Consider the following 19,045-nt stretch of genomic DNA (forward strand, 5'->3'; position numbering starts at 1 on the left):
TCTATGAGTGAATTTAAAGACATTCCCGTGCGCTTATCGCCAAATAAGCTTACGTTATCCGATTCTGAATTACAGCGTATTGGGCAACTGATCTATCGCCGCGCCGGGATTGTAGTCAACGCACAAAAACGAGAGATGATTTTTAATCGTTTATCACGGCGGCTACGGGCGCTGGGGATTGACACATTTCTTGAGTACATCAGCATTCTGGAATCCCACAGCGAGCATCCGGAATGGCAGAACTTTGTCAACGCGCTGACAACCAATCTGACCTCTTTCTTTCGCGAAACCTACCACTTCCCGGTGCTCGCAGAACACGCCCGTCAGCGGCCCAACGGCTACCGCGTCTGGTGTACCGCCGCTTCCACCGGGGAAGAACCTTGCTCCATCGCCATGACGCTGGACGAGACTCTGGGGAGCGCGACGGGAGGGCCACGCGTCTGGGCCTCTGACATCGATACCGAGGTGCTGGCCAAAGCGGAGGCAGGGGTATACCGCATGTCCGACCTACACTCGCTGACCCTGGTGCAAAAACGCCACTATTTTTTGCGCGGCTCGGGTGAGAACAGCGATCGGGTGAAGGTAAAGCCAGAACTGCTGGCCGCTATTCACTATCAGCGGCTCAACTTGCTGGACAACAGCTGGCCGCTGCCCGGACCGTTTGACGCCATCTTTTGCCGCAACGTGATGATCTATTTCGATGCGCCGACGCAGAAGCGTCTGCTTGAGCGCTTTGCCCGCATGCTGAAGCCAGACGGCCTGCTGTTTGTTGGTCACTCTGAACATTTTAATCATCCGCACATTCCACTCAGGCTTCGCGGCCAGTCGGTGTATGAACTTACGGAGGCCTTACGGTGAAACGGATACGGGTGCTGACAGTTGATGATTCTGCGCTCATGCGCAACATCCTGAGCGCAGTGATCAATCAACAGCCAGATATGGAGATGGTCGGCACCGCGCCAGACCCGCTGATCGCACGCGAGATGATTAAGCAGTTGAACCCCGACGTGCTGACGCTGGATATCGACATGCCGAAAATGGATGGGCTGGAGTTTCTCTCCCGTTTGATGCGCCTTCGTCCAATGCCGGTGGTGATGATCTCCTCGATGACCACCCGAGGCTCGAAGGCGACAATGGCCGCGCTGGAACACGGCGCCGTCGATTTTTTGGCCAAACCCGATCAGCGTATCGCCGGAAATCTGGAACTGTGGGGTGTGCAGGTCGCAGAGAAGATCCGCATTGCCGCGAAGGCAAAACTGGGACGTCAGGCTGAAGTGGCCTCGCCGATACTGCGGGGCATTACCGTGGATCCGCAAAGCATTGTGGCGATTGGCTCCTCGACCGGCGGGACGGAGGCGCTGCGCCAGGTATTAACGCCGCTGCCAGCCAGCGTCCCCGGCATCGTCATCGCCCAGCATATGCCTGCTGGATTTACCCGCTCCTTCGCCCAGCGTCTTGATTCACTTTGCCAGATAAAGGTGCATGAAGCGGATGATGGCGAACCGGTACTTCCGGGTACGGCATTGATCGCCCCCGGCGACAAGCATATGGAGATCGTCCGTCACGGAAAAGGGTACGCCGTCAGGCTGACCGACGCGCCCCCCGTCAACCGTCATCGCCCGTCTGTAGACGTTCTCTTTAACTCCGTTGCACAGCTGGTGGGCGCACATGCCAGCGCCGCCATCCTTACCGGAATGGGAGCCGACGGCGCACGTGGGTTGCTGGCGTTGCGGGAGTCGGGCGCGTTTACCCTCGCTCAGAGCGAAGCGAGCTGCGTGGTGTTCGGTATGCCTCGCGAAGCGATTGCCCTTGGCGCTGCCCGAGAAATCGTCGATCTCAATAAAATTAGCCAGCGTCTGCTGGAAAGTTTCAGCCATAAACCACGACGTTCAGGAGAGAACACACATGTCGGATAAAAACCTGCGTTTTTTGGTGGTGGACGATTTTGCCACCATGAGACGTATCGTACGTAACCTGCTTCAGGATCTGGGCTATTCAAATATTGAAGAGGCGGAAGATGGCCAGGACGCGCTGAACAAGCTGCGCGCCGGTGAGTTTGATTTCGTTGTGAGCGACTGGAATATGCCCAACCTTGATGGCCTTGAGCTGCTGAAAACCATTCGCCTCGACCCGGCGATGTCAAAGCTGCCGGTACTGATGGTTACTGCGGAAGCAAAGCGCGAAAACATTATCGCCGCCGCGCAGGCGGGTGCCAACGGTTACATCGTTAAACCGTTTACTGCCGCCACGCTGGAAGAAAAGCTTGGCAAAATTTTTGAAAAACTCGGGTGAATACTATGACCACTCAGCCTGGCGAGATCGCGGAACCGCCAAAGGATCTCTTTTTGCGTATCGGTCAATTAACCCGGCTGCTGCGCGACAGTATGGCAAATCTTGGCCTGGAGCAGGCCATTAAAGAAGTCGCGGACGCGTTCCCCAACACGCGTGACCGTCTCAACTACGTTGTTGGCAAAACGTCTCAGGCCGCCGATCGCGCGCTGACGGCCGTCGAGGTGGCACGACCGCTCCAGGAAAGATTAGGTGAAAATGCCGGTAAGCTTACTGAACGGTGGGACGCCTGGTTTGAAGAGCCACAGCCGCTTGACGAGGCGCGAGAACTGGTGAAAGAGACACGTACCTTTCTGCTGGACGTGCCGGCCACCGCTCAGCAAACCAACCAACAGCTCACCGAAATAATGATGGCGCAAGACTTCCAGGATCTCACCGGCCAGGTGCTACAAAGCCTGATGCAGGTGATTCAGACCGTCGAAACCGAGCTGATCAGCGTGCTGGTTGAAAACATGCGCGAACGTGACGCGGGTATCGAACAGAGCGGTGACGCCCATCTCAAGAACGGCCCGCAGATTGATACCAGCGTCGCCGGGATTGTCGCCTCTCAGGAACAGGTGGATGACCTGCTGGAGTCGCTGGGCTTTTGATGACCCCAGGCCAACACTATGTCTGAAGAGAGCGAGAGCGACAAAACAGAAGACCCCACACCCCACCGAAAACAGAAAGCGCGGGAGGAAGGTCAGGTTCCGCGTTCGCGCGAGCTGACCACCCTTGCCATGCTTCTGGTGGGCTGGGGGCTTATCGTCGGCGCAGGTAGCCATCTGGCGACGCAGCTTGAATCTATTCTGCACAACGGGTTGACCTTTGATCGACTGCTGATCCGCGACCCGCAGAATATGTTACATCGTGCAGCCTCGCTGTTGAGCATGGCTTTTCTCGCCATTCTGCCCTTCGCCGGCGGGCTGTACGTGACCGCAATAACGGCACCGTCGATTATCGGCGGCCTGAACGCAAGCAGTAAGGCGCTAAAGGTTAATCTTAAAAAACTTAATCCCGTCACCGGTATCAAGCGTCTTTTCTCTGCCCAAATGGTATCAGAGATGATCAAAAGCATCCTCAAGGTGCTGTTGGCCGCCACGGGGGGAGGACTGTTTTTACTGCTCAATAAAAGCAGGTTCATCAATCTAATGTATGAACCGTTGGGCGGCGCGCTAAACGACATCAGCAACCTGCTGATTGGCTGCATGCTGTACGTGATTTTGTCACTGATCCCCATGGTGGCCTTCGACGTGATTTATCAGCTCTGGAGCAACTTTAAGAAGCTGAGAATGAGCCGCCAGGAGATAAAGGATGAATTTAAAAACCAGGAAGGTGACCCGCACATTAAGGGTCGCGTCAGGCAGATTCAGCGCCAGATGGCACAAAGCCGCATGATGGCCGAGGTGCCCACCGCCGATGTGGTCGTCAACAACCCGACCCACTATTCCGTGGCGCTGAAGTACCAGGAAGGCACCATGGGCGCACCGATCGTCGTCGCAAGCGGCAGTGGACTTATTGCCCTGCGCATCCGCGAGATGGCTGAAGAAAATCGGGTTCCGATGCTGGAAGCGCCACCGCTGGCGCGTGCGCTTTACCGGCACTGCGAGCCGGGTCAGCCGGTGCCCGGTGAATTATATAACGCTGTTGCCGAAGTCCTGGCCTGGGTATATAGCCTGCGCCGGTGGCGTAAAGGCTTTGGCTTGCGCCCAACAGAACCTAAAGATTTGCCGGTTCCCCCGGCGCTCGATTTTGCACAAGAGAGTAAAGAGTAATGGCTAATATCGCCACCAAATTACGTTTGCCCGGCATCAAGGAGACCCAGTGGCAGGTACTGGCCGGTCCAGTCCTGATCATGACGATCCTTGCGATGATGATCCTGCCGCTGCCAACCTTCGTGTTGGACTTGCTGTTTACCTTTAATATTGTACTGGCGATCATGATCCTTCTGGTCGCCATGTTTACCCAGAATACGCTGGAGTTTTCCGCCTTCCCGACGGTACTGCTCTTCTCAACGCTGCTTCGCCTGGCGCTAAACGTCGCCTCAACGCGCGTTATCCTGATGCACGGCCATAACGGCGCTGACGCCGCGGGCCAGGTCATCGAAGCGTTCGGCCACTTCCTGGTAGGCGGCAACTTTGCCATCGGCATCGTCGTTTTTATCATATTGATAATTATAAACTTTATGGTCATCACCAAGGGGGCCGGGCGTATTGCAGAAGTGGGCGCTCGCTTTACCCTTGACGGTATGCCCGGTAAACAAATGGCAATCGATGCCGACCTGAACGCCGGTCTGATCGGCGAGGAGGAGGCCAAACGCCGTCGAAAAGAGGTGACTCAGGAGGCAGATTTTTACGGCTCCATGGACGGTGCGAGCAAATTTGTGCGTGGCGATGCCATCGCAGGCCTGCTGATCATGGCAATAAACATTATCGGTGGCCTGATTATCGGCGTAATGCAGCATGATATGACCCTCAGCGCAGCGGGAGAGGCCTACACGCTGTTGACCATCGGTGACGGCCTGGTTGCGCAGATCCCTGGTCTTGTGATCTCCACCGCGGCAGGTGTCGTTGTAACGCGTGTGGTCAACGAGCAGGACGTAGGCGAGCAGATGGTCGGCCAGCTGTTTACCTCACCTCGCGTGCTTGCCCTCTCTGCGGCCGTAATTGGTTTGCTGGGGCTAATCCCAGGCATGCCCAATCTGGTCTTTTTACTCTTTACCTCCTCACTTTTAGGCATTGCATGGTGGCTGCGGGGCCAGGAAGGTAAGGCGAAAAAAACGGGCGCCGCCCCCTCCGCCCCTACCCGAGCTGAAGCTGACGTGGCGCAGGTTAATGAAGCGACATGGTCTGACGTACAGATGGAAGATGTACTGGGGCTGGAGGTTGGCTATCGACTGATCCCTATGGTCGATCATGAACAGCAGGGCCAGCTGTTAACCCGCGTACGGGGTATTCGTAAGAAGTTCGCGCAGCAGATGGGCTTTCTGCCGCCAGCAGTTCATATTCGCGATAATCTCGACCTGCCGCCGACTCACTATCGTATTCTGCTAAAAGGGGTGACGATTGGTAAAGGCGAGGTCCAGCCCGATCGCTGGATGGCGATCGATCCAGGCTGTGCAGAGGGAGAAGTGCCCGGTACGCCCTGTAAAGAACCAACCTTTGGACTTCCCGCTCTATGGATCGATGAAGTCCATCGCGAGCTGGCGCAGACGCTGGGCTATACCGTAGTCGATCCATGTTCCGTCGTCGCTACGCACCTGAACCACCTTATCAGCACCCACACGGACGAACTTTTCGGTCGCCAGGAGGCGCAGCAGCTGCTTGACCAGCTCACCAAACAGTCGCCGAAGCTGATAGAGGATTTGATCCCCGGGGTAATCAGCCTGACCACGCTGCACAAAGTACTGCAAAATCTGCTCTCCGAGCGCGTGCCGATCCGCGATATGCGGACCATCATCGACACGCTGGCTGAGTATGCCACTCCTCAGTCTGACGCTGACGAGCTGACGGCCCGCGTGCGCGCTCGCCTCTCCCGGGCGATTACGCAGCAGTGGTTCCCTGGCGACGACGATATCCAAATAATCGGCCTTGATATGTCACTTGAGCAGTTGCTGGTACAGGCAACCCAGAGCGGAAGCGCTATCGAGCCGGGAATTGCCGAGAATTTAATGAAACAGACCGAGCAGGCGTTGCAGCATCAGGAAGCGCTGGGTGCGCCGCCGGTTCTGCTGGTGAACCCGGCGCTGCGTTTGATGCTGTCCCGCTATCTTCGTCGCATCTTCCCTCAGCTTGCAGTGCTCTCCAGCCAGGAGATAAACACTCAGCGCAACGTGAGAATGACGTATCTCATTGGAGGTAAATCGTGATAAGAGCCGCCTTGCTTGTTCTGCTGCTTGCGCCACCGGCGTTTGCTGCGGACGGTTCATGGAGCAGCCATAGTTTTGGCGGCACGCTGTCGCGCGGCAAGCAGGTACTGAAAAGTCGTCCAGTTCAGCCCGCCACGCCCCTTCCGAAAGGGGTTACGCCGACGCATCTGCTGTGGAAGATTACACCGGACGGCCCCACGCCGCCGGGCTTTCGCATTCGCGTCTGTAACAACCTGCGCTGTCTGATGCTCAGGGAACTGGCGGGCGAAATCCCGTTGCCAGCGGGTTTCCCGGCCGCGGGCCCCTTTCGCTTTGAGTATCAGTCGGTAGCGCGCGGCGAAATGACGCCGCCGCTGACAATACTGAAAAATGAAATCACAATAAGGTATCGCGGCAAGGGGCCATCGGCGCCTTAAGAGAGGTTCTGACAAACGGTACCGCTCTGGCGATATCCTGCCTTAAACCTCAGCACCTCATTTATCCCGCCCAGCGCCCCCTCACATGCCAGCGCCAGCGTCATCAGCATCGTCTCATCCTCCTGCGCCGATAACATCTCCATCCCTACCGGCAGCCCGATACGGCTTACGCCACAGGGCAACGTAATGGCAGGCAGGCCGCTGATGGCGGCCAGTTCCGGCGCGCAGCCTGGCGGCATCTTCGCCATACTTTCTGGTAATCGTTGTACGGTGGGATACACAAATCCGTCGATGCGCTGCACCTCCGCCACCTGGCAAAGGTTCTGCCGCAACAGGCGCTGAAAGCGACGCCCCGCCAGCCAGAGCGGGGTTTTCAGCGTGTTACTCGCCAGCATCTGACGTAGAAACGGCGCAAACTCTGGCAGGAAAGCGCCGGAGTCCACAATGCTTGTCAGTCCGGAGGGAGCGCCAGGCTGTTTGCTAAGCCAGTCGTCAATCGCCACGCGAAATTCATACAGACTGAGGCAGGTGGCCTGCCTCACCTCTTCAAGGAAGGGGAGTGAAACCTCCACCAGCGTCGCTCCGGCACGGCGCAACGTGTGCAGCGCCGACTGCCAGACCTCCAGCTGTACCTCATCCTCTCCCTGTAACGCGGTCACCACGCCAAAGCGAACGCCTTTCAGCGAACGCACAGGAAGCGCAACCGGCGGCAGGCCATGGATCACCGCATGCAGCAAGGCGGCATCCTCAACGCTATGTACCATTGGCCCAACGGTATCTTTGCTGGGCGAGAGCGGCGCCACGCCGTCCAGCTGTGAACGGCGAAAGGCAGGCCGTAGCCCCACCAGCCCGGTATAGCTACAGGGAATGCGGATAGAGCCGCCGGTATCGGTACCCAATGCGCCATCCGCCATTCCAGCCGCCACCGCCGCGGCGCATCCTCCGCTGGAACCTCCGGCGGTGAGTGTCGGGCAAAGTGGATTCGCCACATCACCCCCCAGCGAGCTACGCGAGCGCACATCGAACGCGAACTCGGACATATTGGCCCTGGCAAGAATAATCGCCCCCGCTCTGCGCAATCGCTGCACGACCCGAGCATCCGCTGTCGCGTTAAGTGAGGCCAGCGCACGGCAGCCAAGGGTGATCGGCATCGGCGCGCAGGCAATATTATCTTTGACGATCAGCGGCACGCCGTGCAGGGGGCCGATCGGCTCTCCACGCCGACGCTGCTGCTGATGCTGTTCCGCCTGAGACATGGCGTCAGGGTTAACCCCGAGGATCGCGTTGAGCGCCCGGTGCTGCTGTATGACGTCGAGACGGCGGGCAATTTCCTCCGGACAGTCGTCTGGCGGTATCAGGCGCTTCATAGTCTCAGGCTCCCCGTGCTGAAAACCGGGCAGAAGGCTGCCCGGGATACGTTTTAGTCCCGCATGCCGGTAGTAATGGCATCAATGTCCTGCGGACGCAGACGAATTTCCGCCGCCCGTCGGTGCCCCTGCATCCCCTCGGTACGGCTCTGGCGGATCGCCGGTTGTGCGATTGCCGGGATACCCTGCTCGTCAATCCACTGATGGGTACAGATTTTGACGTATGCCCCTACCCACAGACCGCCGGTATAGCGTGCCGCCGCCATCGTCGGTAACGTATGGTTGGTGCCGCAGCATTTATCGGAGAACACCACGCTGGCGTTCTGACCAATAAACAGCGAGCCATAGTTGCGGATCTTCGCTGCCGTCGCGTGCGGATCGCGGGTATGCACCTGCAAATGCTCCGTCGCCATATGGTCAGCAAACGCAATCAGCTGCGCTTCATCTTCGCAGAGCACAATTTCACCCTGCCGACGCCACGCCTCGCCCGCCGTGGCGGCCGTTGGCAGGCTGGCAAGCTGACGCTCAACCTCCGCCAGGGTACGCTCAGCGATATCCCGGCTGGTTGTCGCCAGCCCGACGCGGGTATGAATATCGTGCTCTGCCTGCGCCAGCATATCGGCGGCCAGAATGCGCGGGTCGGCGCTGTCGTCGGCGATAGTAAAAATCTCGCTCGGCCCGGCGAGGGCATCAATGCCGACTCGACCAAACACCTGGCGTTTCGCTTCGTTAACGAAGGCGTTGCCTGGCCCAACGATTTTGTCCACCGACGGAATACTCTCCGTTCCCCAGGCCATAGCCGCAATGGCCTGCGCGCCGCCAACTTTGAAAATGCGGTGCGCGCCCGCCAGATGGCAAACGGCAATCATCGCCGGATGGGCGCCCGGGGGCAGACAGGCGATAATCTGTTCACAGCCCGCCACCGTCGCAGGAACAATCGACATCACGGGTGCGGAGAGAATCGGATACCGTCCGCCCGGCACGTAGCAGCCCACCGTCTGCACCGGGATGATCCGGTGACCGAGATGCACGCCAGGCAGCGTCTCTACCTCCAGCGGCAGCATGGTCGCCAGCTGCGCCTGCGCAAAACGACGCACCTGATTAATGGCAAACTCACTGTCGCGGCGCGTCTGGGCATCCATCCCCTCCAGTGCTTCGGCAATCTCCTGCTCGCTCACCTCAAACTGCGCCGGTACGACCTGATCAAACTGCTGCGAAAAGGCTCTTAGCGCCGTATCGCCCTCGGTTTTCACGCGCTCGATAATGGCGCTGACCTTCTCCGTCAGGGAACGATCGGCCTGCGCATCCTGCCCCTGCGGACGCTTAATCCAGCTCACCTGATTTAACATTTACGCGTCCTCCATCTGGCCGAGTTTGATCTGCGCCAGCAGCGCCAGATGGTCATAAACCACCCACTCATCAACAATTTTTCCGTTGACGATGTGGTAGTGCGACATGCCCATCACGAACAGTCGTTCTCCGGTCGGCTTGCCGAGTTCGCCGTAACCCAGGTGATGTCCTTCGATAATCCAGCGTACGGCCACTTTGACGCCGCCTTCATCGCATGGGTTGGAACAAATATGCTGCGGCAGCCACGCGCCGTCAGGGATCATCCCCACCAGCGCCAGCGTCTGATGGGTTACCGCCGCGGTGCCGTACAGCTCTTTCATCAGCGGACCGTGCCACTGTACGTTAGGCGCATACACTTCTTTGATCTTGCCAAACATCCGGCGGTTGTAGATCTCATGCAGCCAGCGCAGGCACTGCTCCTCCGTATCGGTGTGCGCAATGGAAACATCGCACTCCATCTCCGGCGGATATTGCCCCAGCATGCGGCCGTTTTCGCCGATGTCCATCACGCGGAAGCCTTTATCGAACTGCTCCTTTGCCATATTAAATGCGATTTGATCGGTATTCAGGCCAAGCTGTTTCATCAGTGACATATTGTCGCTGACTACCCACTCCCGATAAATTTTATTCTCGTGGATCATGCAATCCGCCACGGTACGCGTCACAAACGTACGGTTCGTCGGTTTGCCTAAATGGCTGTACTGTGTATGCCGCCCGCTTCCCGTCACCAGGTGAGAGGTATAAAAACCGTCAACATCATTTCCGTTCCAGATAACCTGGGTTGCCATTCCGCGCCGTTCCGGGAAGGCAATTAAGCGTTGCAGCGTATCCTGCACCACCTGTTCGCGGTTATAGAGTGTCCCCAGCGCGTTATACAGCACGCAGTTATGGGTATAGTGAGAATAAATTAAACCGACATCGCGCTCGTCCCATATTTTATGGGTGCAGCGAACGATATAATCGACAATATCGGTATAGCAGTCATCAAAGCCGCGTAATGATTGCACGCGCGGTCTTTTTTCCGGTACCAGATCGACAAAATCACGACGCTCCACCTGTAATACAGGTTCCTCTTTCAGCGATTTCACGCTGCTTTTTTCGGGTACGGCTGGTGCTTTATTTGTTGCTTCGGTGGAAGACATATAAACTCCTGCTCTGTTTTCAGACAATAAGAACCCGCACCCGTAAGTGAGGGTGAATTAAACACGGTTATTTTTTGCAGCCGGAATAAGGGGGCTGCCGCCCCATTAATTAAATATTTGCGACCAAATCGCTAATTCATCGATCCCCAGATATTCACGGAAAATTAAACCATCACGTAATTCAAGCTGGCTGATACCGGTAATTGATATGGGTTTACGGGTCGGCGCACCAAATTTGCCGTAACCGTCATGCCAGGTTAACAACGACCAGCGCAATGAAAGTCGAATCGGCTCATTAGGATCTTTACGCACAATCAGGTGATGAAGCTGCGTTTCGCTGTCGGCAAATGAAGCGCGATAACCGGAAAGCTGTGCGCCAATTTCCTGTTCGCCGGTGCAAAGGCAGTGCCCCGGCGCGTACAGCGTCGCCGCCGGGTGATAGAGACCGGGCACCACGCCGCTGTTACCGCCCGCCCACATCGTTAAGTAGCGCTCAACGACCCCGGCCAGCGCCCCTTCCACGTCGTCGCCCTCAGGCCCACCCGCCCAGCGGGCGTCAAGCGTCTCAGCAGACACAGATTCCAGCCCAAGCTGCTGGCGCATGGTCGCCAGGTTAAAAGCAAAGTCGCGGACATCCAGCCCCAGTTGCGCCACAATCGCGGCACGATCCTGAAGCAGCCACTCCTGGCGTACGGCACCATCAACACAGATGCGATCGGCCCAGGTGCGGACCCAGACATTTTTCCCGGTCGGCGGGCCAAAAAATCCCTCCCCCTGGTGCTGAATGCGGGCTACGGTACGCTGCGCCGCATAGTACTCGTCCCCCGGGTTCTGGCTGCACAGAATATCCTCCGTCAGCACCGCTCGCTGCGGGAAGCTGTGCATCGCCTCAAGCGTCAGGCGCATAAACTGGGAAAGCTCATGCAGCTGTTTTTCGGGTGTAGTGAAAACCACCGGCGTGGCGTAAAAATCCGCCAGCTGGCCGATATCTTTCTGCTCCCACACCACGTGCGTCAGCGTCAAAATGAACTGCTGGATAGAGTCGAATTGAGGGCTGAAGCCCCGCAATCTGGTCATGTGCGCTCCTTAGACTGGAATAGCGTTAAACCATTGGTTTCGATAACGCCGCTGCGTGGGCGACGCGCCGAGTGGCGTATCACCAGCGTACCGGGCACCGTAATCTGTTCAGGCTCTATGGTTCCGCTGTCAATTTGCTTCATTAACAGTTCCACCGTGGCATCCACCATCGCGCCGACCGGCTGCGACGCCGAGGTCAACGCATAAGAGGGCCAGCCGGAAGGGCCGATGTCGTCATAGCCGACAACGGAGACCTCCTCCGGAATGCGCAAACCAAACTCATAGCGCGCCACATCCATTACCGTGACGGCCATATGATCGTTGGCGACAAAGACCGCATCCGGCGCTGGCGACGTCGAAAACAGGGTATAGGCTGCCCGGGTGGTTTGCTGAGCGTCGTAATTCCCGTGCACCACCCGGACATCGGTGATGCCATGTTCTTCCAGCGTGGAAATGAACCCGCGCTGGCGGGCGATATTGACCGGGGAATCGGCCACGCCGCCCACGTAGGCAAAACGCTTGTGCTCCCCCGCCAGCAGAAACTCGGCAATCTGCCGCGCGGCCGCTTCGTTATTACTGTTGACGCTGGAGGCCATGCCACTCTCTTCGCTGCGGTTAAACAGCACTACCGGGATCCCGGCGGCAAGGCACTCCTCGGATAACTCCAGCGACAGCGTCACCGAGGCCAGCACAATGCCATCCACCCGGTACTGCATAATCTGGTCAAAAATACGGTCTACGTTACCTTCCCGGTCGCCAACGAACAGCAGCAGGTGATAGTTCAGCGTATCCAGCTTTTGCGCCAGCGCCTCCAGCACCTGCGAGTAAAAGGGGTTATCAAAGTAAGAAATGACGACACCGATAATGCGCGAACGAGCCGTGTTGAGCGAACGGGCGATCGCATTCGGGCGATAGCCCAGCTCGCGCGCTGCCTTCAGCACTTTTTCACGCGTTGCCGGTGAAATGCTGGCCCCCGGCGTGAACGTTCGCGACACCGCAGATTGCGATACCCCCGCCAGCTGAGCGACCTGTTGGGATGTGACTGCTGCAAAAGTCTTACGTTTCATTACCCCTGATTCCTTATCAACGTCCTGCCCATTTGCACGTGCTTCAAACGCCTCAGCAAGTGGGTGTTTTTTATACTTACACCACCTTTGCATGCGTATGCAACACAAAAAATTAAAATTATCACAACAAGATCGAGATCACTTTACAAATGTGAAACCTTTTCGTAACTTCAAATCTTGAATACGTATGCAAAGAGTTTTCATACCGTCAATGGTACCGGAGAGAACAGGAGTCGCCCAAAGGATTGAACCGGTAAACGTCGTCCCTGACTGGTTATAACCCATTAATTCTTAAGAGGTTCAAAACCATGTTTCAAGCACTGTTACGCCGTCGGGAAGCCCGGCTCTTTTTCATCATCAGCATCCTGTTCTTTATCTGCATTCATAGCATTGATGCATTCCTGGCCCCCATGATGATCAACCAGGGCATTGAGCCACAGATCATGGGCATCATCATGGGCGCGTCCGGTCTGGCAACCCTTCTGATACGCTTCCCGTTAGGCATTATTTCCGACGTGGTTAAAAGCCGCAGGATCTTCATCCAGATTGGCCTGCTGCTGCCAATTATCGCCTGGCCGATTGCCTGGCTTGAACCCAACGCCATTACGCTGTATCTGGCGAAAGCGGCAGACGGTGTCACGGCGGCGACCTGGGTGCTGTACAACATCCTGTTCATGCGTTACTTCGGTCGCAACGAAGCGCCTGCCGCCGTCGCGCTGCTGGCGCTGGCAGGGCCCATCGGCGTGTTTCTCGGTAACTGTATTGGCGCGGTGCTGATTCACTATTTCGCCAATAACATCGCCTTTTTTGTCTCCTGCATCTCCGCCCTGGTGGCGTTATTCCTGACGACCCGCATTCAGGACGTGCACGACCCGGTTCAGGCCCCCACGCTTAAAGCCTGCATTACCGGCGCGCGCCAGCAACTGGCCGACCGTTCCGTCTGGCTGATTGGCATCCTGGCGACCGTCGTCATTCTGGTGCCCTTCGCCACCCGCGACACGCTGACGCCGGTCTATGCCGAGCAGCTTGGCGCCCGGGCGGGGATCCTCGCGCTGCTGGGTAATATTCACCTTCTTTTTTACGGGCTGGCCATCGCCCTGTGCAGCTCGGTGTTTTATCAGCGCCTTGGGCTGGTAAAAACCGCCGTGCTCGGCATCGTTTTACAGGTGATCTCCACTTTCGGCATTCCCTTTACCAGCAATATGTATGTGATTTACCTGTGGCAGGCGCTGGCGGGGTTCTCGTTCGGTATGGCCTTTGCCGCATTCATGTCGCTCAGCGTAGTGAATACCTCGTCTGATGAACAATCCACGCGAATGGGACTATTCCAGACCATTTATTCCTGCGGCATGTTTGTCGGGCCGGTAATGATGGGCGTAATGATGCAACATATTAACCTGTCGTCCGGTTATATATTGATTGCCGCCCTTTCCGTTGTGGCCGCTATTGCCACGCCGCTGTCCGCTCGATGGGTATATGCCCGTAAAACGCAAACCTCAGCCCAATTATTAAAAAACGGTGCGTACGCTGCCGCGCCGGATCAATAACCCTTTCTGAAGTAAACACCCTTTCCCGGCTCGCCGGGAGGACAACTGACATCTGAAAAAGGTAAGGAGAAGCGAGTGTCCTGGAAATTAAAAACCGGTAAATCTACCGAAGAGCGCCAGCAAGCCAACCAGCAAATAAGGGAAACGGTTGAACAAATACTTGCGGATATTGAAAAACGCGGAAATAAAGCCATTCGCGAATTATCCATTAAATTCGATCGTTATGACCGTCAGGATTATCGTCTGACGTCCGCGGAGATTGACCGCTGCATAAAACAGTTAAGCCGCCAGGATATTCAGGATATTGAATTTGCCCAACAGCAGGTGGCAAATTTTGCCCGCGCGCAGAAAGAATGTCTGCGGGACCTGGAAATTGAAACGCGTCCCGGGGTAATCCTCGGACATAAAAATATTCCGATTAACGCCGTAGGATGTTACGTGCCTGGCGGAAAATATCCCCTGCTCGCCTCCGCGCACATGTCGATCATCACTGCCAGCGTGGCGGGATGTTCAAGAATCATCAGCTGTGCCCCGCCGTTTAACGGTCAGCCCGCCCCGGCGATTGTCGCGGCGCAAAAAATGGCTGGCGCAACGGAAATCTATGCCCTTGGCGGCATTCAGGCGATAGGCGCCATGGCGCTGGGCACGGACTCGCTGGCACCGGTCGACATGCTGGTCGGGCCCGGTAACGCCTTCGTTGCGGAGGCCAAACGCCAGCTGTTCGGCCGGGTAGGTATCGATCTGTTTGCCGGTCCGACGGAAACGCTGGTGATTGCCGATGACACTGTTGACGCGGAAATGTGCGCCACGGACCTGCTGGGCCAGGCCGAACACGGCGTCACCACCCCTGCCATCCTGCTGACGAACTCGCTTCAACTTGCCAAAGAGACGCTCAGCGAAGTGGAACGGCTGCTGGAAAAGCTCCCTACCGCCGACATTGCCCGCCAGTCGTGGCAGGACTACGGGGAAATCATCGTCTGCGACAGCCACGAAGAGATGCTGCAGGAGGCAGATCGTATCGCTTCCGAACATGTTCAGGTGATGACCGACCGGGACGACTGGTTCCTGGCTAACCTGACCAATTACGGCGCGCTGTTCCTTGGACCGCGTACTAACGTGGCCTACGGCGATAAGGTGATCGGCACCAACCACACCCTGCCCACGCAGAAAGCCGCACGTTATACCGGCGGCCTGTGGGTGGGCAAGTTCATGAAAACCTGCACCTTCCAGAAAGTCCTCAGCGACGAAGCCACCGCCGAAATCGGCAGCTATTGTTCCCGTCTGTCGCTGCTGGAAGGGTTCGCCGGACATGCCGAGCAGGCCAATATTCGCGTGCGCCGTTATGGCCAGACGGAAGTTCCCTACGCCACACCGGCCCCGGTCAGGGAAAAGGTGTAGTCATGACGCTTTTGCAAACGCCCTCTTTCACCCTGCACGGCAAACGCGCGCTGGTGACCGGCGGGTCAAGAGGGATTGGCTTCGCCGCCGCCGTCGCCCTCGCACAGGCGGGAGCAGAGGTATGGATCGCCGCCCGGGGCCGCGAGGCGCTGGCGCATGCCACAGGTCTGGCAGCGGAACACAGTCTCGCATTTCACCCGCTGGAACTGGATATTACCGACACTCAGGAGGTGGCGCGTGTGCTGGCGACGTTGCCCACGCCCGACATTCTGGTGAACAGTGCCGGGCTGGCCCGCCACCAGCCGTTTCTTGAGGTGAACGAGGAAAATTTCGATGCGGTGATGGCGCTTAACCTGCGCGCCACCTTTTTTATCAGCCAGCATGTGGCGCGCAGAATGCGGGTGGACGGTAAGGGGGGATCGATTATTCACATCTCATCGCAAATGGGACACGTTGGTGGCCCCGAGCGTAGCGTGTACTGTGCCTCCAAATTCGCGCTTGAAGGGTTAACCCGAACGATGGCGCTGGAGCTGGGCGATGCGGGGATCCGTGTCAATACGCTGTGCCCGACCTTCATTGAAACCGACCTGACGCGTTCGTCGCTCGCCGACCCGGCATTTCGCCGCTATGTGCTGGACAACATCAAACTGCGCCGGCCAGGCAGGCTGGAGGACATTATGGGGCCGGTAGTGTTCCTCGCCTCTGAGGCCGCCGGGCTGATCACCGGCAGCGCCCTGATGGTTGACGGCGGCTGGACGGCTACGTGAGGGATGCAATGGAATATCCGCTTCTGGACAATACCGATCTGCCGCTGGTGCTGCTTGGCGGCACGCTCTGTAACGCCCGGCTCTGGCAGCCCGTCATTGAACGGCTGAACGTCTCAGCGGTGCTGTGCATCACGCTGACGGGCGCAGAGTCCGCGCCGCAGGCGTCACGGCGGTTGTTAAAGGTTCTGCCACCGCGCTTTCTGCTGGCGGGCTTTTCGCTCGGCGCGATTGTCGCGCTGCAAATGGCCGCCGACGCGCCAGAAAGAGTGAACGGGCTGACGCTGATTTCCGTTAATCCGTTGCCCGTTGCGCCAGACACCCTTGCTTCACGCCGGGAAGCGGTACACACCGCACAGGCGCGGGGCCTGGCCGACTGGCTGGTCTCGTCGCTGTGGCAGAGCTATGTCGCCCCGTCACGTCTGTCCGATCGGATCCTGCAAGAGACTATTTGCCGAATGGCGCAAGAGTGCGGCATTGAGACCTTTGCGGAGCAAACGGAAATGGCCATTCACCGGCAGGACAACCGGGCTGCGTTTAACGCCCTCTCCTGCCCCACATTACTTCTAAACGGCGCGCAGGACGTTATCTGCACGCCCCATCATCATCAGCTACTGACAGCAGGCAACGCGAACGTGACCAGGCATACGGTGGAGGCTGGCGGGCATTTTATTCCGCTGGAAACCCCGGATGAGATCGCGCCGCTGCTGCGTCAGTGGATAACGGAGTGCATACAGTGCGCAAAAACAGTTTAAAGACCACATTTCTGGAAAATACCCCGATCGTTAACGGCTGGCTGGCGATCCCGTCCGGGTATAGCGCGGAAATTATGGGCCATCAGGGTTACGACGCCGTCACCGTCGATTTGCAGCACGGCATGATTGATTTTGCCAGCGCGTTGTCGATGCTACAGGCGCTATCGAGCACGCCTGCCGTGCCGCTGGTGAGGGTGGCAGATAACGATCCGGCGCAAATCATGCGCGTATTAGACGCCGGCGCGTATGGCGTAATCTGTCCGATGATCTCCAGCGCGGAACAGGCTCGCCGTTTTGTCGCTGCCTGTCGCTATCCACCGCTGGGTGTTCGCTCCTTTGGTCCGGCCAGAGGTCTACTCTACGGCGGCAGTGATTATCCACAGCACGCTAACGACGAGATCCTGACGCTGGCAATGATCGAAACCCGCGAAGGGCTGGCGGATCTTGACGCCATCCTTGATACCGAAGGACTAGACGGTGTGTTTATTGGCCCCAACGATCTCTCGCTGACGCTGACCGGCAGCGCCAGCGCCGAATCCCAACATCCCGAAATGCTTGCTGCTATTGAGCGGGTGATTCACTGCTGCCGCCAGCAGCAGAAGATTGCCGGTATTTTCTGCACTTCCGGCGCGGCCGCCGCAGCGCGTATTGCGCAGGGTTTCCAGTTTGTTACCCCTGCAAACGACGTTATGCAGCTGGGTCGCGCCTCACGTGAAGCAATTGCCCTCGCCCGCGGCAACGCCATCCCTACCACCGGTGCATCCGGGTATTAAAAGGAGAAATGATGAAAACTATCCATCTTAGCCAGAGCCAGGCACGAACACGGTTAATCGCCCCCGACGATATGGTTTCCTGCAATCTTGCTTTTATTGATTGCAAGCTGCCCGGTTCGCATCTCAAACAAAACTATTCCTTCATCGGCCCGGGTGTAACTCAGTCCAGCGAGCAGATTGTTAATATCCCCGAGCCGCACGGCTTTAACATTGGCGCGGCGGCTATGCCGAAAGGGGTAACCAATAACCTGCATCTGCATTTCACCGCAGAAGTGTTCCTGATCCATGAAGGGACATGGCGTTTTCGCTGGGGCGCCAACGGCGAGCATGAAGCGGAATTTAGCGCGCCCACCATCCTCTCAATACCGACCTGGATCTTCCGCGGTTTCACTAACGTCAGTAAAGAAGATACCTGCGGCATGGTATTTACCGTGCTCGGCGGGGACAACACGGGCGGCATCATCTGGCACCCGTCAGTGCTGGCGGCCGCCAGCGAGTACGGTATGTATCTCAGCAAGGATAATATGCTGATTGCGCAGGAGGCAGGTGAACCAACGCCCGATCCCGCCACGCTGCTGACGCCGCTGTCAGAGCAATATATTGCCGGTCTGCGTGACTACAGCGTTGAGGAGATGCGCCAGCGTGCGGTAACCGGCGATGATCGCTGCTGGTCAGCGCAGGGACTGCTGGACTCGGTGCTGCCGGGACACGGCGGCGAAATTGCGCCGGTTATCGGTTTCGGCATTTCACAGGATCGGGATTCCGCTCCCGCTATCCTGAGCCCGCACGGTTTTTCCGTCGAATGGCTGCGGCTTGCTGACGACCACATTGTCGGTCGCCATCTCTGCCCGGATATTCAGGTGATCATGGTCTTTAAAGGCCAGCTGGAGGTGACCTGGAACGAGGCGGGTAAGGAAGTCAGCATTATCGCCCCGGAACGTTCGGTGATCTCCATTCCGGCAAACAGCTGGCGCCGCTACCGCGCGGTTGATGGCAATGTGGAGTTTATTCTGACGACCCGGGGCGATCAGCGTAAGCGCCTGTACTGGGACGAAGCGATCCTGCACCAGGCGAGAGAACACAATCGCTGTCTCGATCCTGATGGCTACGTGGCGGATGCCGACATCCTGCCAGCCACGGCCCGTCGGGCCGGAGAAAAAGTAGAAAAAGTGCCAGCAGCTAACTGATTTTTA

General features: G+C 57.6%; 18 protein-coding genes. 13 read left to right on the plus strand and 5 right to left on the minus strand.

Translation table 11 applies throughout. The features are described 5' to 3' along the window. Positions 1-3: 3 nt before the first annotated feature. The 7 genes from ACOTYH_RS09835 to ACOTYH_RS09865 are packed head-to-tail and all read left to right on the plus strand — an operon-like array spanning position 4 to position 6,612. Positions 4-858 carry a CheR family methyltransferase gene (locus ACOTYH_RS09835; protein WP_015571622.1) on the plus strand — a complete coding sequence of 285 codons (855 nt, stop codon included), beginning with the start codon at positions 4-6 and terminating at the stop codon, positions 856-858. Beyond that, entirely contained in the window at positions 855-1,916 is a 1,062-nt protein-coding gene (locus tag ACOTYH_RS09840) for a protein-glutamate methylesterase/protein-glutamine glutaminase (protein ID WP_023295295.1), read from the plus strand. Before ACOTYH_RS09835 ends, ACOTYH_RS09840 begins: the two co-directional genes overlap by 4 nt. Further along, complete coding sequence (gene cheY / locus ACOTYH_RS09845; protein WP_015571623.1) at positions 1,906-2,292, plus strand: chemotaxis response regulator CheY; 387 nt, start codon at positions 1,906-1,908, stop codon at positions 2,290-2,292. Before ACOTYH_RS09840 ends, cheY begins: the two co-directional genes overlap by 11 nt. 5 nt (positions 2,293-2,297) lie before the next feature. Next, positions 2,298-2,939, plus strand: a complete 642-nt coding sequence (cheZ, locus tag ACOTYH_RS09850; RefSeq protein ID WP_015571624.1) for a protein phosphatase CheZ — start codon at positions 2,298-2,300, stop codon at positions 2,937-2,939. An 18-nt stretch (positions 2,940-2,957) separates the two neighbouring features. Next, complete coding sequence (flhB, locus tag ACOTYH_RS09855) at positions 2,958-4,103, plus strand: flagellar biosynthesis protein FlhB (protein WP_015571625.1); 1,146 nt, start codon at positions 2,958-2,960, stop codon at positions 4,101-4,103. After that, positions 4,103-6,196 carry a flagellar biosynthesis protein FlhA gene (flhA, locus tag ACOTYH_RS09860; protein ID WP_015571626.1) on the plus strand — a complete coding sequence of 698 codons (2,094 nt, stop codon included), beginning with the start codon at positions 4,103-4,105 and terminating at the stop codon, positions 6,194-6,196. Before flhB ends, flhA begins: the two co-directional genes overlap by 1 nt. Next, a complete protein-coding gene (locus ACOTYH_RS09865; protein ID WP_223230136.1) occupies positions 6,193-6,612 on the plus strand; it encodes a flagellar protein FlhE in 420 nt (139 codons plus the stop codon). Before flhA ends, ACOTYH_RS09865 begins: the two co-directional genes overlap by 4 nt. On the opposite strand, the gene ACOTYH_RS09870 is transcribed toward ACOTYH_RS09865, so the two are convergent. From ACOTYH_RS09870 to ACOTYH_RS09890, 5 genes are all read right to left on the minus strand, one after another. After that, positions 6,609-7,979 carry an amidase gene (locus ACOTYH_RS09870; protein WP_015571627.1) on the minus strand — a complete coding sequence of 457 codons (1,371 nt, stop codon included), beginning with the start codon at positions 7,977-7,979 and terminating at the stop codon, positions 6,609-6,611. The two genes, ACOTYH_RS09865 and ACOTYH_RS09870, sit on opposite strands and share 4 nt — an antisense overlap. A gap of 53 nt (positions 7,980-8,032) precedes the next feature. After that, on the minus strand, positions 8,033-9,328 hold the full coding sequence (gene hisD / locus ACOTYH_RS09875; RefSeq protein ID WP_063413152.1) for a histidinol dehydrogenase: 1,296 nt from the start codon (positions 9,326-9,328) through the stop codon (positions 8,033-8,035). Next, positions 9,329-10,471, minus strand: coding sequence for an ester cyclase (locus tag ACOTYH_RS09880; RefSeq protein WP_033487538.1), 1,143 nt, complete (start codon positions 10,469-10,471; stop codon positions 9,329-9,331). A gap of 105 nt (positions 10,472-10,576) precedes the next feature. Next, the gene (locus tag ACOTYH_RS09885; protein ID WP_015571630.1) at positions 10,577-11,548 is read right to left on the minus strand and encodes a nuclear transport factor 2 family protein; all 972 of its coding nucleotides are present in this window, start codon (positions 11,546-11,548) and stop codon (positions 10,577-10,579) included. After that, positions 11,545-12,615, minus strand: coding sequence for a LacI family DNA-binding transcriptional regulator (locus tag ACOTYH_RS09890; protein WP_003862277.1), 1,071 nt, complete (start codon positions 12,613-12,615; stop codon positions 11,545-11,547). Before ACOTYH_RS09890 ends, ACOTYH_RS09885 begins: the two co-directional genes overlap by 4 nt. Positions 12,616-12,923: 308 nt before the next feature. Between ACOTYH_RS09890 and ACOTYH_RS09895 the strand changes: the two genes are divergently transcribed. From ACOTYH_RS09895 to ACOTYH_RS09920, 6 genes are all read left to right on the plus strand, one after another. After that, positions 12,924-14,162 carry an MFS transporter gene (locus tag ACOTYH_RS09895; protein WP_032669352.1) on the plus strand — a complete coding sequence of 413 codons (1,239 nt, stop codon included), beginning with the start codon at positions 12,924-12,926 and terminating at the stop codon, positions 14,160-14,162. Between the two features lie 75 nt (positions 14,163-14,237). Continuing rightward, positions 14,238-15,560 carry a histidinol dehydrogenase gene (gene hisD / locus ACOTYH_RS09900; protein WP_421637721.1) on the plus strand — a complete coding sequence of 441 codons (1,323 nt, stop codon included), beginning with the start codon at positions 14,238-14,240 and terminating at the stop codon, positions 15,558-15,560. A gap of 2 nt (positions 15,561-15,562) precedes the next feature. Beyond that, a complete protein-coding gene (locus ACOTYH_RS09905; RefSeq protein ID WP_332993658.1) occupies positions 15,563-16,327 on the plus strand; it encodes an SDR family NAD(P)-dependent oxidoreductase in 765 nt (254 codons plus the stop codon). Positions 16,328-16,335: 8 nt separating this feature from the next. Then, a complete protein-coding gene (locus ACOTYH_RS09910) occupies positions 16,336-17,079 on the plus strand; it encodes an alpha/beta fold hydrolase (RefSeq protein ID WP_033487540.1) in 744 nt (247 codons plus the stop codon). After that, positions 17,061-17,852, plus strand: a complete 792-nt coding sequence (locus ACOTYH_RS09915; RefSeq protein WP_033487541.1) for an HpcH/HpaI aldolase family protein — start codon at positions 17,061-17,063, stop codon at positions 17,850-17,852. The genes ACOTYH_RS09910 and ACOTYH_RS09915 overlap by 19 nt, the downstream gene beginning before the upstream one ends. Positions 17,853-17,863: 11 nt before the next feature. Further along, on the plus strand, positions 17,864-19,039 hold the full coding sequence (locus ACOTYH_RS09920; protein WP_040118015.1) for a hypothetical protein: 1,176 nt from the start codon (positions 17,864-17,866) through the stop codon (positions 19,037-19,039). Positions 19,040-19,045 lie beyond the last annotated feature (6 nt).

Source organism: Enterobacter cloacae complex sp. SHL001 (genome assembly GCF_049236825.1).
Lineage (GTDB): Bacteria > Pseudomonadota > Gammaproteobacteria > Enterobacterales > Enterobacteriaceae > Enterobacter > Enterobacter hormaechei_C.

Excerpts from the sequence above, each read along its gene's own strand:
- ACOTYH_RS09880 (WP_033487538.1), bottom strand. The coding sequence starts at position 10,471 with ATGTCTTCCACCGAAGCAACAAATAAAGCACCAGCCGTACCCGAAAAA.
- ACOTYH_RS09870 (WP_015571627.1), bottom strand. The coding sequence starts at position 7,979 with ATGAAGCGCCTGATACCGCCAGACGACTGTCCGGAGGAAATTGCCCGC.
- ACOTYH_RS09905 (WP_332993658.1), top strand. The coding sequence starts at position 15,563 with ATGACGCTTTTGCAAACGCCCTCTTTCACCCTGCACGGCAAACGCGCG.
- flhA (WP_015571626.1), top strand. The coding sequence starts at position 4,103 with ATGGCTAATATCGCCACCAAATTACGTTTGCCCGGCATCAAGGAGACC.
- ACOTYH_RS09920 (WP_040118015.1), top strand. The coding sequence starts at position 17,864 with ATGAAAACTATCCATCTTAGCCAGAGCCAGGCACGAACACGGTTAATC.
- ACOTYH_RS09890 (WP_003862277.1), bottom strand. The coding sequence starts at position 12,615 with ATGAAACGTAAGACTTTTGCAGCAGTCACATCCCAACAGGTCGCTCAG.
- flhB (WP_015571625.1), top strand. The coding sequence starts at position 2,958 with ATGTCTGAAGAGAGCGAGAGCGACAAAACAGAAGACCCCACACCCCAC.
- ACOTYH_RS09885 (WP_015571630.1), bottom strand. The coding sequence starts at position 11,548 with ATGACCAGATTGCGGGGCTTCAGCCCTCAATTCGACTCTATCCAGCAG.
- ACOTYH_RS09910 (WP_033487540.1), top strand. The coding sequence starts at position 16,336 with ATGGAATATCCGCTTCTGGACAATACCGATCTGCCGCTGGTGCTGCTT.
- cheZ (WP_015571624.1), top strand. The coding sequence starts at position 2,298 with ATGACCACTCAGCCTGGCGAGATCGCGGAACCGCCAAAGGATCTCTTT.
- cheY (WP_015571623.1), top strand. The coding sequence starts at position 1,906 with ATGTCGGATAAAAACCTGCGTTTTTTGGTGGTGGACGATTTTGCCACC.
- hisD (WP_063413152.1), bottom strand. The coding sequence starts at position 9,328 with ATGTTAAATCAGGTGAGCTGGATTAAGCGTCCGCAGGGGCAGGATGCG.
- ACOTYH_RS09835 (WP_015571622.1), top strand. The coding sequence starts at position 4 with ATGAGTGAATTTAAAGACATTCCCGTGCGCTTATCGCCAAATAAGCTT.
- ACOTYH_RS09895 (WP_032669352.1), top strand. The coding sequence starts at position 12,924 with ATGTTTCAAGCACTGTTACGCCGTCGGGAAGCCCGGCTCTTTTTCATC.